The following is a 13,994-nucleotide window of genomic DNA, read 5'->3' as shown; positions in this document are numbered from 1 at the left end:
GAAGAATCCGAGGTCGCTGAGGCATGGGCATCGGCGCCCGCCGCCGTCACTTGGACAGCTTGTCCCAGAGGAAGGTGTAGGCCAGCGCGCTCATATGCGCGGCCTGGGCGTTGTTGGCCGAACCGCCGTGGCCGCCTTCGATGTTTTCGTAGTAGCGCACGTCCTTACCGGCCTCGGACATCTTCGCCATCATCTTGCGCGCGTGGCCCGGGTGGACGCGGTCGTCGCGGGTCGAGGTGGTGAACAGGGTCGGCGGGTAGTCGCGCTTGGCGTCGAACAGGTGGTAGGGCGAGAAGGTCTTGATGAAGTCCCAGTCGGCCGTGTCCGGGTCGCCGTATTCGGCCATCCACGAGGCGCCGGCCAGCAGGTGGCTGTAGCGCTTCATGTCCAGCAGCGGCACCTGCACGACCACCGCGCCGAACAGCTCGGGGTACTGGGTCAGCATGTTGCCGGTGAGCAGGCCGCCGTTGCTGCCGCCCTGCACGCCCAGGTGCCTGGACGAGGTGACCTTGCGCGCGACCAGGTCCTGCGCGACCGCGGCGAAGTCCTCGTAGGCCTTGTGGCGGTTGGCCTTGAGCGCGGCCTGGTGCCAGCGCGGACCGTACTCGCCGCCGCCGCGGATGTTGGCGACCACGTACACCCCGCCCTTCTCCAGCCAGCCCTTGCCGACGCTGCCGGAATAGCCCGGGGTCATCGAGACCTCGAAGCCGCCGTAGCCGTACAGCAGGGTCGGGGTGCTGCCGTCGAGCTTGAGGTCCTTCGGGCGGACCATGAAGTAAGGCACCTTGGTGCCGTCCTTGCTGGTCGCGAAGTGCTGCTCGATCACGTTGTCGGACCCGTCGAAGAACACGGGCATGGTCTTGAGCGTTTCCGGCCGCTGGCCGAGCTTGGCCAGCGACAGGGTGGTCGGGGTCAGGTAGTCGGTGGCGGTCACCCAGACGTCGTCGTTCTCGTCGTCGTCCACCGCCGACACGCCGATGCTGCCGAAGGCGGGGGCGCCGACGAACTCGCTGCGCTGCCAGCTGCCCGGGGTCAGCACGCTGAGCTTGTACTTCACGTCTTCCATGACGTTGAGCACGAGCTTGTTGCGGGTCCAGGTGGTGCCGGCCAGCGAGGTGCGTTCGGTCGGCTCGAACAGCGCGGTGAAATCGCGCTTGCCGGCCATGAAGTCGTCGAAGCGGGTCACGATCAGGCTGCCCGGCTTGTAGGTCTTGCCGCCGGCGGTGTAAGGCTCGCGCAGCTCCAGGGTCAGCCACTCGCGGTGCACGGACTTTTCGGCCGAGTTCGGCGCGTCGATCTTGGTCAGCTTGCCGTCGGCGCCGCGCAGGTACAGCTCGTTGTTGTAGAAGGCGATGGTGCGCGAGACGAAATCGCGCTCGAAGCCTTCGGTCGGGTCGTGGCCGGCGGAGATGTACATGTCCTCCGCGGTGCCTTCGTAGACGACCGTGGCGGCGCTGAGCGGCGTGCCGCGCTTCCACTGCTTGACGATGCGCGGGTAGCCCGACGAGGTCATGCTGCCCTCGCCGAAATCGGTGAACACGTAGACGTTGTCGCGGTCGATCCACTGCAGCCCGCCCTTGGCTTCGGGACGGAAGTAACCGTCCTTGACCCAGGACTTGCTCTCCAGGTCGAACTCACGGGTCACGTCGGCGTCGGCGCCGCCGCGCGAGAGCGCGATCAGGCAGCGCTGATACTGCGGCTTGAGGCAGTCGGCACCGTGCCAGACCCAGTTCTCGCCCTCGGCCTTGTTGAGCGCATCGAGGTCGATCACGGTTTCCCAGGCCGGCTTGTCCTTGCGGTACTCAGCCAGGCTGGTGCGGCGCCACAGGCCGCGCTGGTGGTTCGCGTCCTTCCAGAAGTTGTAATAGTGGTCGCCGATCTTCATCACGCCGGGGATCTTGGCGTCGGAGTCGAGGATGGCGCGGATGTCGGCCTCAAGCTTCTTGAACTCGGGCCCGGCGGCCAATTCGGCTTCGGACTGGGCGTTGCGCTGGCGCACCCAGGCGAGCGAGCGCTCGCCTTGCACGTCTTCCAGCCAGGCGTAAGGGTCGGACCCATCGGTCACTTTGGCGGCCTCCTCGGCAGGGGCGGCAGCGACCGGAGCGGCCAGGCCGGCCAAGCCGATGGAGATCATTCCAACCGAAACGAGCAACGGCTTGCAGGCCTTGGACAGCGTGGACATCGGCGCTCCGCGAAAACAGGGAAAGGCCGAACGCTAGCACAGGCCCTGGCGGCGGCCGCCGTGCCCGAAGTCATGTGGGGAGGACGCGGCGTGGCCGCGTTATGGCGGAAATTACCGGGTTCGTATGCTGGATGGCGCTATCCGCAGCCGCTATCCGCAGGCGCTGGGCGACGGCGACGGCGACGGCGACGGCGGTTGGCGGTTGGCGGTTGGCGGTTGGCGGTTGGCGGTTGGCGGTTGGCGGTTGGCGGTTGGCGGTTGGCGGTTGGCGGTTGGCGGCGGGCGGCGGGCGGCGGGCGGTTGCGCCGCGTCACCGATCGACTCGGCCTGCTCAGGCCGCGCGCGCAGCCGCGACGCGCGCCAGCGGACGAGCGCGGCGCCGCGCCTGGGCGCCCGCGCGACGGCGGCGGACCGGCGCCGGCAGTGCGTCGGCCGCGCGGCGCGGCAGCCGGAAGCGGTGCAGCGCCCACCACGCGGTCAGCGGCATCGCCAGCAACCACAGCGGCAGCCAGCCGATCTCGGCGCTGGACGCACGCGCGGCCGGCAACAGCAGCACCAGCGCGGCGCCGATGGCGACGGCGTAACGCAGGACCTCTTCGACGCGCGGGTCGATGGCGGGGTCGGCGGAGGGGCGGATCGGGTGGGCGACGGACTGGCGCATGGCGAGGGCTCCGAAGGTAGGCAACGGGTCCGAGGACCCGACGCATCCACCTTGGCCCGCCTCCGTCTCAAAGGCTGCGACCTGTCCTGAGCCGCGCTTCGGCCCCCTGTGGGAGCGGCGTAAGCCGCGATGCCGACCATGCGATATGGCCGTAATCCTGCGGCTTGCGGAAGGAAATCGCGGCTCACGCCGCTCCCACAAAAAGCGGGCTTTGGGGTAGGAGCGGCGTAAGCCGCGACCGCGTATTCGCGACTGCCTTGAGATTCCGATCGCGGCCGTAGCTCCGGGTCGCGGCTTACGCCGCTCCTACCCCAAGGCGAAGGCTGGTTATCAGTAGCCGGCGGCGTCCAGGGCTTTGTCGGCTTCTTCGCGGCCCAGGGCGATGAGTTCGCGGGCGCGCCAGAATTCGTAGAACTGGCAGGCGTCGCGCGGGATGCGGATCACCAGTTCCGGCGGGTCCAGGGCCAGATGCACGCGTGCGATCTGCGCCTGCATGGTGTCGAGCGAACGCGCCATCAGTTCGCTGAAACCCAGCTCGTGTTCGTTTTCGCCCTCTGCGTCGGCGACGTTCTGGCGCCGCCAGCGTTCGCCGAACCAGCGCAGCAGGCCCGCGCCGCGCGTATCGGAATCGCCTTCGACGACACCGCCGCCGGCACCCGCTGCCGCATCCGATGCGTCGCCGGCCGGGCCGCGGCCGTCTCGCACCGGTGTGCCGTTGTTGCGTCGCGCCGGCGCACCCGGCGGGCGCTGCGGCCAGCCATGCATATCGACCGCAATCAAGCGATGGGCGTCGGACAGGCGCGTCGCGGCGATCGGCAACGGCGCCAGCAGGCCGCCGTCTACCAGTTCGCGCCCGTGCACTTCGTAGGGAGTGAACACGCCGGGGATCGCGATCGAGGCACGCACCGCATCCCAGAGGTCGCCCTCGCGCAGCCAGACCTCGCGCTGCCGCATCAGATCGACCGCGACCGCGGTGAACGCGATCGGCAGCTGTTCGATGCGCGGTTCGCCGGCGAGTTCGCGCAGGGCGTGCATCAGGCGCTCGCCGCGGAACAGCGAGGCGCGGCCGAGCGCGGGATCGAGCAGGCGCAGCATGTCGGTGCGGCTGAGGCCGTACAGCCAGTCGCGGTAGACCTCCAGCTTGCCGGCCGCATACAGGCCGCCGACCAGGGCGCCGCTGGAAGAGCCGGCGACCGCGACCACGTTGAGCGAGCGCGCCTGCAGCGCTTCGATCACGCCGATCTGGGCCAGGCCGCGCGCGCCGCCCGCACCCAGCACCAGCGCGACCGGTTCGTCGCTGCGGATATGCGGGGCGTCGGCCGCGGCCATCAGCGGTCGTAGTTGCCCAGGGCCAGCGACAGCATGCTCTTGGCCTGCTCGCGCAGCACCGCCGGCTCGACGATCTCGGCGTCGCTGCCGTAGTGCATCACGTCCATCAGCAGTTCGCGGCCGGCGCTGTAGGGCAGCTTGAGTTCGTAGCGGCCGTCGGGCAGGAAGCGGCCCTGCTGCTGCGAATGCCAGTGTTCGTCGGCGACCCAGCGCGCGGCCTTTGCGCTGAACACGATCGTGGCCCAACCCTTGGGCGTGCCGGAGAAGATGCCGTAGCTGGAGGCGAGGTGACGGTCGAGCTCCTCGTCGGGCACGTCGCGGGCCTCGCCTTCGAGCATGCGCGCGGCCGTGATACGGTCGACCGAGAAGCTGCGCAGGGCGTCGCGCTCGTGGTCCCAGGCGTCCAGGTACCAGTTTTCGCGGTAGTGGGTCAGGCGTTGCGGCGAGACGTTGCGGCGGGTGCGCTCGTCGGTGGAACGGGCACGGTATTCGAAGCTCAGCGGCTTGCGGTCCAGCACCGCGGTGGCGACCGCGCGGAACGCGGTTTCGTCCAGGCGGCGGGTGCGGTGCGGGATCACCCGCACGCGCTCGACCGGCACCCGGCGGCCGCCGGCGTGTTCGTCCAGCAGCTTTTCGATCCGGTGCTGCAACGGCGCCAGCGCGTTCGACAGCACGCCGCCGCCGCTGCGCAGCAACAGCTGCTGGGCGGCCAGCAGCGAATGCAGTTCCTCCGAGCTCAGCCACAGGCCGGGCAGTTCGAAGCGGTCGCCCTCGCTGCTGTCGTAGCGAAAGCCGGCCTCGCCGTTGCCGACCACCGGTGCCATCAGGTAGTCGCGCAGGTAGGCCAGGTCGCGGTAGACCGTCGCGCGCGAGCACTCCAGGTCCTCCTGCAAACGCTGCACGGTCACCGGATAACGCGCGGCGGTCAGGATGCGGTGCAGGGCGTGGATGCGTTCGATGCGTTCCATGGCGGGGTCTGAAGGAAGCGGTGATCCGACGCCTAGCATCGCACCCGCGACTACGCAGCCGCCACTGCCGCGGGCGAGAAGCCGATCACGACGCGGTTATCCGCCCGAACGGCTAACGACCGTTTAACCGGCTGGGCCACAAGATGCGCGGCCCCGGAACGGAAGCCGAGCATGCGGACCAGGTCAGGATGGAGCGAGCAGACGCTGGCGGTCGCGGTCGTGGTCGTGACGCATCTGCTGATGGTCATGACCTTGAACCGCTACTTGCGTTCCGATCCCCCCACCCCGTCGGCGGACGATGAGGAGCCGCTGTTGCTGGTGTTCCTGCCGCCGCCGCGCCCGGCGGCGACGAGCACCGTCGCTGCGCCCGCCCAGCATCCGCCGCGCGCGTCGCAGACGCTGCGACCGGTGCCGGCGCGCACCGCGACGCCACCCGCCGCAAGCCCGGTCGTCGCCGACGCGGCAGCGCCCTTGGCGGGTCGACCGCTGACGGCTGTCTACATGCAATAGGTCGGCGGTCTGCGCGAAAGGCCGCCGCCGGGACTGGACACGCAGCGCGCCGATCCGTTCGCGAAACGCAGGCCCACCCTGCCCGGCGCCGGCGCGACCTTGGGCGTCGCCATGCGCGAACCGATCAGCGCGGCCAAGGTGGTCGATGCGATCGGCAGCCTGTTCGGCGGACCCAGCTCGCCGTGCCCGGACAACCGCAAGGACATCGCCGCGCTGGCGACCGGCGACGATCGTGCCGCCCTGGATCGCGCGGTCGACTACGAGCGGCGCTACTGCCGGCCCTGAGTCGTGCTGCGCCGGCATCCGACGCCGGCCGCGACGATGCCGGAGGCGCGCCTGGCTGGTCGCGGCCGATTCCCGCGTTAGGCATGGCATCGGCCGATGCTCGGTCCTCCAGCGGATGAGCCATGAAGACGATCGGATACGCGGGCCGCGTGCTGTGCCTGGCGGCAAGCCTGGTCGCGCTGCCGGCCTGGGCGGGCGCGCGCGAGGAAGTGAACGCGTCGATGGAGAAATTCATGGCCGCGCGCAGCTACCACGCCAGCATGACCGCGACCGGCGCGCACACGATGAACAATCAAGTCGACTACGTCGCGCCCGGCCGCTACCGCATGCGCATGGCCGGCATGGGCGAGCAGATCATCGTCGGCGACACCATGTATCTCGACCTGCGCGGCCGCAGCACCAAGGTGCCTCTGCCCAAGGGCACCCTGTCGCAATGGCGCGATCCGGCGAGGCTGGCCGAGAACGCCAAGACCATGACCGTCACCGCGCTGGGCAGCGAGGCCGTCGGCGGCGCACCGGCGCGCAAGTACCGCGTCGACCACAGCCAGCCGCAGCCGAGCACGATGACCCTGTGGGTCGGCAGCAACGGCTATCCGCTGCGGATCGTGAGCAGTACCCAGATACAGGGCAAGCCGATGGTCACCACCATCGTCTATTCGCGCTACAACGATCCGGCGCTGCGGGTCGACGTGCCCCAATAACCGCGACGCGCAGGGTCCTGCGCCGGGCCCGCATTTTGTTGCAGTGCGGTGAGCGGGCGTCGCCGCCGCCACGCACAAGCCCGGCCAGCGCGCAAGCTCGCCCTCGGCCGCCGGGCTAGGCACAATGCCCGCATGCGAGGGCCCGCACCCACCAAGCCAGCTCCATCGGAGCCAGCGATCGATCTGTCGCCCTCGCCGGGCGACGAGGTCAAGACGACCACCTGCTACATGTGCGCCTGCCGCTGCGGCATCAAGGTGTGGCTGGCCGACGGCAAGATCCGCTACATCCAGGGCAACCCCGAGCACCCGGTCAACCAGGGCGTGCTCTGCGCCAAGGGCTCGGCCGGGATCATGCAGCACTACTCGCCGGCGCGGCTGGACAAGCCGCTGCTGCGCGTGGGCGAGCGCGGTCGCGGCGAGTTCAAGGAAATCGAGTGGGACGAGGCGCTGGCGATCGCCGCCGGCTGGCTGGCGCCGATCCGCGAGCGCAATCCCGACGAGCTGGCCTTCTTCACCGGCCGCGACCAGTCGCAGGCGCTGACCGGCTGGTGGGCGCAGCAATTCGGCACGGTCAACTACGCCGCCCACGGCGGTTTCTGCTCGGTCAACATGGCCGCCGGCGGCTTGTACACGCTAGGCGGCTCGTTCTGGGAATTCGGCGAACCCGACTGGGAGCATTCGCGCTACCTGATGCTGTGGGGCGTGGCCGAAGACCACGACTCCAACCCGATCAAGCTCGGCCTGGGCAAGCTGAAGGCGCACGGGGCCAAGATCGTCGCGGTCAATCCGGTGCGCAGCGGCTACGGCGCGATCGCCGACGAGTGGATCGGCATCCGCCCCGGCACCGACGGCCTGTTCGCGTTCGCGCTGATCCACGAACTGCTCAAGGCCGACCGGATCGACCTGGACTATCTGGTGCGCTACGCCAATGCGCACTGGCTGGTGATCCGCAATCCGGGCGGCGCCGACGATGGTCTGTTCGCGCGCGACCGCGAGGGCCATCCCTTGTGCTGGGTGCGCGGCCCTCACCCCGGCCCTCTGCCGCAGACGGGAGAGGGAGCGGACGCGACGCGGCCGATAGCGACACGCGCGACCGAAGCCTCCCTGCTGTACAGCGAAGCGGAGGCTTCCGAAGCATCTTCTCTGCATAAGCAAACGAATGCCGCGGAAGAGCTCCCTCTCCCGTCTGCGGCAGAGGGCCAGGATGAGGGCAGCGCACAGCGCGCCGACGCCATCGGCATCTCGCCCGCCGTCGTCGGCGAATACACCCTGCCCGACGGCCGCCGCGCGGTGCCGGTGTTCCATCTGATCGCCGAGCGCTACCTCGATCCGCAGTACTCGCCCGACGCGGTCAGCGAACGCTGCGGCATTCCGGCGGACACCATCCGCCGGATCGCGCGCGAGCTGGCCGAGGCCGCCTTCGATCATCCGCTGACCCTGCCGATCGCCTGGACCGACGCACACGGCCGCGAGCATGCCGAAATGGTCGGGCGCCCGGTCAGCATGCACGCCATGCGCGGCATCAGCGCGCACAGCAACGGCTTCCACACCTGCCGCGCGCTGCACCTGCTGCAACTGCTGCTGGGCGCGGTGGATACGCCGGGCTCGTTCCGCTATCAGCCGCCGTTCCCGAAACCGATCGCGCCGCCGAACCGGCCCGGCAAGAACCGCCAGGCCAACGGCGTGCTCGATGCCGCGCCGCTGGGTTTCGTGCACGCGCCCGAGGACCTGGTGGTCGACGCCGACGGCCGGCCGCGCCGCATCGACCACGCTTTCTCCTGGGCCTACCCGCTGTCCGCGCACGGCATGATGCACAGCGTGATCCGCAACGCCTGGGCCGGCGACCCGTACAAGATCGACACCCTGATGATGTTCATGGCCAACATGAGCTGGAACTCGTCGATGAACACCGCCGAGACCATCGGCTGGCTCACCGACAAGGATCAGCAGGGCGAGTACCGCATCCCGCGCATCATCTACGCCGACGCCTACGCCTCGGAAATGGTCGCCTACGCCGACCTGGTGCTGCCGGACACGACCTACCTGGAGCGCTTCGACGCGATCAGCATGCTCGATCGCCCGATCTCCGACGCCGAGAGCGCGATCGACGCGATCCGGCACCCGGTGGTCGACTCGAAGGAGCAGCGCGAAGGTCGCGACGTGCGCGGCTTCCAGTCGGTGCTGATCGATCTGGGCGCACGCCTGGGCCTGCCGGGACTGGTGCACGAGGACGGCAGCCCGCGCTATCGCGACTACGCCGACTACATCGTGCGCCACGAACGCGCGCCCGGCGTCGGCCTGCTCGCCGGCTGGCGCGGCGAGCATGGCGAACTCGAAGCCAAGGGCCCGCCTAATCCGCAGCAGCTGGAGCGCTACATCGAACACGGCGGTTTCTGGCGCAGCCCGATCCCCGAGCACGCGCGCTATTTCAAGATGGCCAACCGCGGCTATCTCGACTGGGCGCAGAAGATGGGCTTCATCGGCCATGCCGACCCGATCGTGCTGCAGCTGTATTCGGAGACGCTGCAGAAGTTCCGGCTCGCGGCGCAGGGCCACGGCGAACACCGGCCGCCGGAGCAGCACCGCGAGCGCGTGGCCACCTACTTCGATCCGCTGCCGATCTGGTACGAGCCCTTCGAAGGCGCGCAGGTCGCCGATTCCGACACCCGCTACCCGCTCAGCGCGGTGACCCAGCGGCCGATGTTCATGTACCACGCCTGGGGATCGCAGAACGCCTGGCTGCGCCAGATCACCGCGCGCAACTATCTGTACCTGCATCCCGACACCGGCGCCCGTCACGGCATCGCCGACGAGGATTGGATCGCGGTGGAATCGCACCACGGCCGCATTACCGTGCAGGCGAAGTTCGCCGGTAACGTGCAGCCGGACACGGTCTGGACCTGGAACGCGATCGGCAAGCGCAAGGGCGCCTGGCGCCTGGGCAAGGACGCGCCGGAAGGCCGCAAGGGCTTCCTGCTCAACCATCTGATTTCCGACATCACCCCACGCGGCGACTACGCCAACGCCGATCCGGTCACCGGCCAGGCGGCCTGGTTCGACCTGCGCGTGCGCATCAGCCGCGTCGAGCCGGTCGAGCAGAGCCAGCCGCAGTTCCCGGCGCTGGAGCTGGGCGAGGCCGACAATCGACCGCTGCGCTACGGCGCGGCTTTCCGCAACAAGGCGTCCCGATGAAACGATCGTTCCGCATGCTGGTGGGCTGGTGCTGCGTCGCGCTGAGCTTCGCGCTGGTGATCCTGATCGGCCTGGGCGTGTTCGACCCGATCGGCAGCGTCGCCGGTCGCGGTTCGCTGACGCCGGTGCTGATCGGCCTGCTGCCCAGCGTGAGTTTCGGCATCGCCATGTTCGCCCTGGGCGTGTGGTTGATCAGTACGAGCCGCAAACGATGACCGCTCTGCCGCCGCCGAGCACGAAGAAGATGGGCCTGGTGATCGACCTCGACACCTGCGTGGGTTGCCATGCCTGCGCGGTGAGCTGCAAGGAATGGAATGCGGGCGGTTTCGCCGCGCCGCTGACCGACGAAAGCCCGTACGGCAAGGACCCGACCGGAGTCTGGTTCAACCGGGTACACAGCTACGAGATCGCGGCCGAGCCGGCGACCACAACAGGCTGCGGTAGCGGGGCGCAAACGGTCGCGCCGCAACCGGCGATGACCCTGCACTTCCCGCGCTCCTGCCTGCATTGCGAAACCCCGGCCTGCGTGACCGTATGCCCGACCGGCGCCAGCTACAAACGCGCCGAGGACGGCATCGTCCTGGTCGACGAGGACAAATGCATCGGCTGCAAGCTGTGCTCCTGGGCCTGCCCCTATGGTGCGCGCGAGTACAGCCCGGTCGAAGGCGTGATGAAGAAATGCACGCTGTGCATCGATCGCATCTACAACGAGAAGCTCGAAGAGTCCGAGCGCCAGCCTGCCTGCGTACAGGCCTGCCCGACCCGCGCGCGCCACTTCGGCGATCTCGGCGATCCGGAATCCAAGGTGTCGAAGCTGGTCGCCGCGCGCGGCGGCGTCGACCTGATGCCGGAGCTGGGCTACAAACCGACCAACAAGTACCTGCCGCCGCGGCCGCGCCGCGCTGGCGAAACGGCGGCACCGCCGACGCCGCCCGCCGAAGCCCTGGACACCGCGGCGCTGCCGCCGGTGTTGCGTTGGCTGGATCGGGTGCTGTCGCGATGAGGCGGATGTTCGTGGGCGCCATCGCGGCCGATTCGTCGGCCGCAGCATCGTGCGTCGATGCGATCCCATACCGGATGCGACGCGCGTGCGGGCCGGCGCGGCCCTGCATTCCGCTTCCGCCCGACGCGCGTATGCGCGCGCTGCTGCCGGGCGTGGCCCCGACGCCGGACCGCTGATGCATCCCGCCTTCTCCGTCATCCTGTTCACCACTCTGTCCGGCGCGGGCTATGGCCTGCTGGCGTGGCTGGGCGCCTTGCTCGCGACCTCGCGGCTGCAAGCGCTGAGCTACCCCGGCGCCGATATCGTCTCGGCGCCGCTGCTGGGCCTGCTCGCGCTCGGCCTGGGTCTGCTGCTGAGCGTGGTCGGCCTGCTCGCTTCGACTTTCCATCTGGGCAAACCGCTGCGCGCCTGGCGCGCGTTCTCGCAATGGCGCACATCCTGGCTGTCGCGCGAGGGCGTGCTGTCGCTGGCGACCTTCGTGCCGGCGCTGGCCCTGGCCGCGATGCTGTGGGGCGCGGGCGACGCGGGCGCGCTGGCGGCCGGCTGGGGCCGCGCACTCGGCGCCGCGCTGACCGTACTGTCGCTGCTGACGGTGGTCTGCACCGCGATGATCTACGCCTCGCTGCCGCCGATCCCGGCCTGGCGCCATCGGCTGGTGGTGCCGGCGTATCTCGGCTTCGCCCTGCTCACCGGTTGGGCGCTGCTGGCGACGCTGGCCGTGGCATTCGCCGGGAACGGTCTGCCGGCACCGACGCTGCGCTACCTCGCGCTCGCGCTGGGCGTGCTGGCCCTGGCCGCGGCCGCGATGAAGCTGCGCTATTGGCGCGCCATCGACACCACCCCGCTCACCGTCACCCGCGCCGACGCGGTCGGCCTGCCCGGTCGCGAACTGAGCGTGTTCGAGCGCCCGCATACCGAAGACAACTACCTGACCCGCGAGATGGGCTATGTGCTCGCACGCAAGCACGCGCGCAAGCTGCGCCTCATCGCCCTGGCGTTGTTCGGCGCGATCCCGGTGCTGCTGGCGGCGCTGACGTGGCTGCTGCCGGGCGCGGCCTGGTTGGCGTTCCCCTTGGCCGCGCTGTCCGCTCTGACCGGCGCCCTGGTCGAACGCTGGCTGTTCTTCGCCCAGGCCCGGCATCTGGTCACGTTGTATTACTAGTCGTTAGCCGCGCCGTCGCGCGGTCTGGACGGCGGTTCAGCCCAGGTCTTGGGACTGTAATCGTTTTCATGGCATCATCCAGCTACTTTCTTGGCCCTGTTCACGACGATGTCCGGCTTGCTCGGGCTCGCCCTGTTGGGCGGCCCCTTCCTCACATTGCCGACGATGCCGGTCTCCGGCGACCCCACGCTGATGGCGCTCGCCAGCGATCCGGCGCAGATGCGGCTGTACTGTTTTTCCACGCGCTGCGGGGATGAGGAATGGCGCCTGGCGCTGGCACCGCCGGTCCGGGTACGCAGCCTGGACGAGCCGCAGGCCGCGCCGCGCCGGCCGCTGCGCCTGCCGGGCTCGCAGCGCTACATCGGCCTGAGCGCGCCGGCCGCGACGCGCGAAAGCCGCGGCGCCTACTCCAACGATTTCCGCATCGGCACCCGCTACGGCGTGCAGGTGCTGCGCGACGGGCCGACCCAGCTGGGCCTGCAGTTCGGCGCCGGCTACCGGCTGGCGCCGCTGTACGACGACGGCATCAACCGGCCCGGCGCGGTGATGCGCGGCGAACTCAACTTCGGGCAGAAGATCGGCGACCGCGCGCGCTGGACCCAGCGCGTGTTCGTCGAAAGCGGCCACGGCAATACCTTCGTCAAACAGTCGGTGCGGCTGGACGTGGCCTTGTGGCCGGACTGGACCCTGGAAACCGACTTCGCGATCCGCCACGACTCCGAGAGCGGCGGCGGCAGCGAGACGGCGGAGAGCTCCATCGAGTTGCGGCGGCGGTTCTAGTTGCGGCGGTGGGTGCGGGGGGAACGGGGAATCGTGTGGTTCGCGGGTGATCGGGTGGGCTCGGTCGCGGCTTACGCCGCTCCTACCCCAGGGCGGCTGTCGGCGGGAGCGGCGTGAGTCGCGACCGCGCCGCCGCTGGTAACTTCGCGATCGCGGCTTACGCCGCTCCCACAGCGCCGCTCGTGCTCATCGCATGCCGGCGTCGGCTATCTCTTTCGCTCCTGCGCCGACGCTAGGTATCGCATCCAGCGGGCGCGGCTCAGAGCGCGGCAGCGATGAACTCGCCCGCGCCCTGTGCCAGCAGCGCCTGCGCGACTTCCAGGCCCAGGCATTCGGGCGCGTCGCCGCGGCCCTCGCCGTGGGCGCGCACCTGGCGGCCGTCGGCGGCGCCGACCAGGCCGTCCAGGCGCAGGTGTTCGCCGTCCAGGCGCGCGTGCGCGGCGACCGGCACGTGGCAGCTGCCGTGCAGGGCGCGGTTCATCGCGCGCTCGGCCTCGACGCAGGTGCGGGTGTCGCTGTGGTCGAGCGCGGCGCACAGCGCGCGCGTGGCCAGGTGGTCGCTGCGGCATTCGATCGCGATCGCGCCCTGCGCCGGCGCCGGCAGCCATTGCGGGGCCTGCAGGCGCTCGCGCACGCGTTCGCCCAGGCCGAGGCGCTCCAGGCCGGCGACCGCGAGCACGATCGCGTCGTATTCGCCGGCGTCTAGCTTGGCCAGGCGGGTGTTGACGTTGCCGCGCAGGTCCAGCAACTGCAGGTCCGGACGCAGCGCGCGCAGCTGGGTCTGGCGACGCAGCGAAGAGGTGCCTACGCGCGCGCCCTGCGGCAGCGCGTCGATGCGGGCGTAGTGCGGGCTGACGAAGGCGTCGGCGTAGTCGGCGCGTTCCAGGATCGCCGGCAGGGCGAAGCCGGGTTCCAGCTCCATCGGCACGTCCTTGAGCGAATGCACGGCGCAGTCGGCTTCGCCGCGCTGCATCGCCACTTCCAGCTCCTTCAGGAACAGGCCCTTGCCGCCGATCGCGGCCAGGGAGCGGTCCAGCACCTCGTCGCCGCGGGTGCTCATCGGCACCAGCAGCACCTCCAGACCGGGATGGGCGGCGCGCAGGCGCGCGGCGACGTGCTCGGTCTGCCACAGGGCGAGCGGGCTTTTGCGGGTAGCGATGCGGAGACGGGTCATGGGGGAATTTTAGAAGCAAATCCCCCTCGATCCCCCTTTTCCAAAGG

General features: G+C 69.9%; 13 protein-coding genes. 8 read left to right on the top strand and 5 right to left on the bottom strand.

Annotation, left to right across the window (positions count from 1 at the left end; genetic code table 11):
- Positions 1-46 precede the first annotated feature (46 nt).
- The 4 genes from ASE10_RS10040 to ASE10_RS10025 form a co-directional block, all read right to left on the bottom strand.
- Positions 47-2,182, bottom strand: a complete 2,136-nt coding sequence (locus tag ASE10_RS10040) for a prolyl oligopeptidase family serine peptidase (protein ID WP_056304798.1) — start codon at positions 2,180-2,182, stop codon at positions 47-49.
- A gap of 331 nt (positions 2,183-2,513) precedes the next feature.
- Positions 2,514-2,843 (bottom strand): hypothetical protein, encoded by a 330-nt coding sequence (locus tag ASE10_RS10035; RefSeq protein WP_055908168.1) that lies wholly within the window; start codon positions 2,841-2,843, stop codon positions 2,514-2,516.
- Between the two features lie 330 nt (positions 2,844-3,173).
- Positions 3,174-4,172: a patatin-like phospholipase family protein gene (locus ASE10_RS10030; RefSeq protein ID WP_055908165.1), complete on the bottom strand. Its 999-nt coding sequence runs from the start codon at positions 4,170-4,172 to the stop codon at positions 3,174-3,176.
- A complete protein-coding gene (locus tag ASE10_RS10025) occupies positions 4,172-5,140 on the bottom strand; it encodes a YafY family protein (protein ID WP_055908161.1) in 969 nt (322 codons plus the stop codon). Before ASE10_RS10025 ends, ASE10_RS10030 begins: the two co-directional genes overlap by 1 nt.
- 171 nt (positions 5,141-5,311) lie before the next feature.
- Between ASE10_RS10025 and ASE10_RS10020 the strand changes: the two genes are divergently transcribed.
- The 8 genes from ASE10_RS10020 (at position 5,312) to ASE10_RS09985 (ending at position 12,773) form a co-directional block, all read left to right on the top strand.
- A complete protein-coding gene (locus ASE10_RS10020) occupies positions 5,312-5,650 on the top strand; it encodes a hypothetical protein (RefSeq protein WP_157480835.1) in 339 nt (112 codons plus the stop codon).
- Between the two features lie 111 nt (positions 5,651-5,761).
- A complete protein-coding gene (locus tag ASE10_RS10015; protein ID WP_157480834.1) occupies positions 5,762-5,935 on the top strand; it encodes a hypothetical protein in 174 nt (57 codons plus the stop codon).
- Positions 5,936-6,057: 122 nt separating this feature from the next.
- Positions 6,058-6,636, top strand: coding sequence for a hypothetical protein (locus ASE10_RS10010; protein WP_055908155.1), 579 nt, complete (start codon positions 6,058-6,060; stop codon positions 6,634-6,636).
- A gap of 132 nt (positions 6,637-6,768) precedes the next feature.
- Entirely contained in the window at positions 6,769-9,828 is a 3,060-nt protein-coding gene (locus tag ASE10_RS10005; protein WP_055908152.1) for a molybdopterin oxidoreductase family protein, read from the top strand.
- A complete protein-coding gene (locus ASE10_RS10000; protein WP_157480833.1) occupies positions 9,825-10,043 on the top strand; it encodes a hypothetical protein in 219 nt (72 codons plus the stop codon). The genes ASE10_RS10005 and ASE10_RS10000 overlap by 4 nt, the downstream gene beginning before the upstream one ends.
- The gene (locus tag ASE10_RS09995) at positions 10,040-10,831 is read left to right on the top strand and encodes a 4Fe-4S dicluster domain-containing protein (protein WP_055908146.1); all 792 of its coding nucleotides are present in this window, start codon (positions 10,040-10,042) and stop codon (positions 10,829-10,831) included. The genes ASE10_RS10000 and ASE10_RS09995 overlap by 4 nt, the downstream gene beginning before the upstream one ends.
- Before the next feature lie 175 nt (positions 10,832-11,006).
- Positions 11,007-11,993, top strand: a complete 987-nt coding sequence (locus ASE10_RS09990; protein ID WP_055908144.1) for a DmsC/YnfH family molybdoenzyme membrane anchor subunit — start codon at positions 11,007-11,009, stop codon at positions 11,991-11,993.
- A gap of 108 nt (positions 11,994-12,101) precedes the next feature.
- Positions 12,102-12,773, top strand: a complete 672-nt coding sequence (locus tag ASE10_RS09985) for a DUF481 domain-containing protein (RefSeq protein ID WP_157480832.1) — start codon at positions 12,102-12,104, stop codon at positions 12,771-12,773.
- 259 nt (positions 12,774-13,032) lie between these two features.
- Here ASE10_RS09985 and hemC read toward each other — a convergent pair whose 3' ends face one another.
- On the bottom strand, positions 13,033-13,947 hold the full coding sequence (gene hemC / locus ASE10_RS09980; protein WP_055908136.1) for a hydroxymethylbilane synthase: 915 nt from the start codon (positions 13,945-13,947) through the stop codon (positions 13,033-13,035).
- Positions 13,948-13,994 lie beyond the last annotated feature (47 nt).

This window comes from Lysobacter sp. Root76, assembly GCF_001428685.1.
GTDB lineage: Bacteria > Pseudomonadota > Gammaproteobacteria > Xanthomonadales > Xanthomonadaceae > Lysobacter.
This window is presented reverse-complemented; position numbering and strand designations above follow the sequence as displayed.

Excerpts from the sequence above, each read along its gene's own strand:
- ASE10_RS10040 (WP_056304798.1), bottom strand. The coding sequence starts at position 2,182 with ATGTCCACGCTGTCCAAGGCCTGCAAGCCGTTGCTCGTTTCGGTTGGA.
- ASE10_RS10035 (WP_055908168.1), bottom strand. The coding sequence starts at position 2,843 with ATGCGCCAGTCCGTCGCCCACCCGATCCGCCCCTCCGCCGACCCCGCC.
- ASE10_RS10030 (WP_055908165.1), bottom strand. The coding sequence starts at position 4,172 with ATGGCCGCGGCCGACGCCCCGCATATCCGCAGCGACGAACCGGTCGCG.
- ASE10_RS10025 (WP_055908161.1), bottom strand. The coding sequence starts at position 5,140 with ATGGAACGCATCGAACGCATCCACGCCCTGCACCGCATCCTGACCGCC.
- ASE10_RS10020 (WP_157480835.1), top strand. The coding sequence starts at position 5,312 with ATGCGGACCAGGTCAGGATGGAGCGAGCAGACGCTGGCGGTCGCGGTC.
- ASE10_RS10015 (WP_157480834.1), top strand. The coding sequence starts at position 5,762 with ATGCGCGAACCGATCAGCGCGGCCAAGGTGGTCGATGCGATCGGCAGC.
- ASE10_RS10010 (WP_055908155.1), top strand. The coding sequence starts at position 6,058 with ATGAAGACGATCGGATACGCGGGCCGCGTGCTGTGCCTGGCGGCAAGC.
- ASE10_RS10005 (WP_055908152.1), top strand. The coding sequence starts at position 6,769 with ATGCGAGGGCCCGCACCCACCAAGCCAGCTCCATCGGAGCCAGCGATC.
- ASE10_RS10000 (WP_157480833.1), top strand. The coding sequence starts at position 9,825 with ATGAAACGATCGTTCCGCATGCTGGTGGGCTGGTGCTGCGTCGCGCTG.
- ASE10_RS09995 (WP_055908146.1), top strand. The coding sequence starts at position 10,040 with ATGACCGCTCTGCCGCCGCCGAGCACGAAGAAGATGGGCCTGGTGATC.
- ASE10_RS09990 (WP_055908144.1), top strand. The coding sequence starts at position 11,007 with ATGCATCCCGCCTTCTCCGTCATCCTGTTCACCACTCTGTCCGGCGCG.
- ASE10_RS09985 (WP_157480832.1), top strand. The coding sequence starts at position 12,102 with ATGTCCGGCTTGCTCGGGCTCGCCCTGTTGGGCGGCCCCTTCCTCACA.
- hemC (WP_055908136.1), bottom strand. The coding sequence starts at position 13,947 with ATGACCCGTCTCCGCATCGCTACCCGCAAAAGCCCGCTCGCCCTGTGG.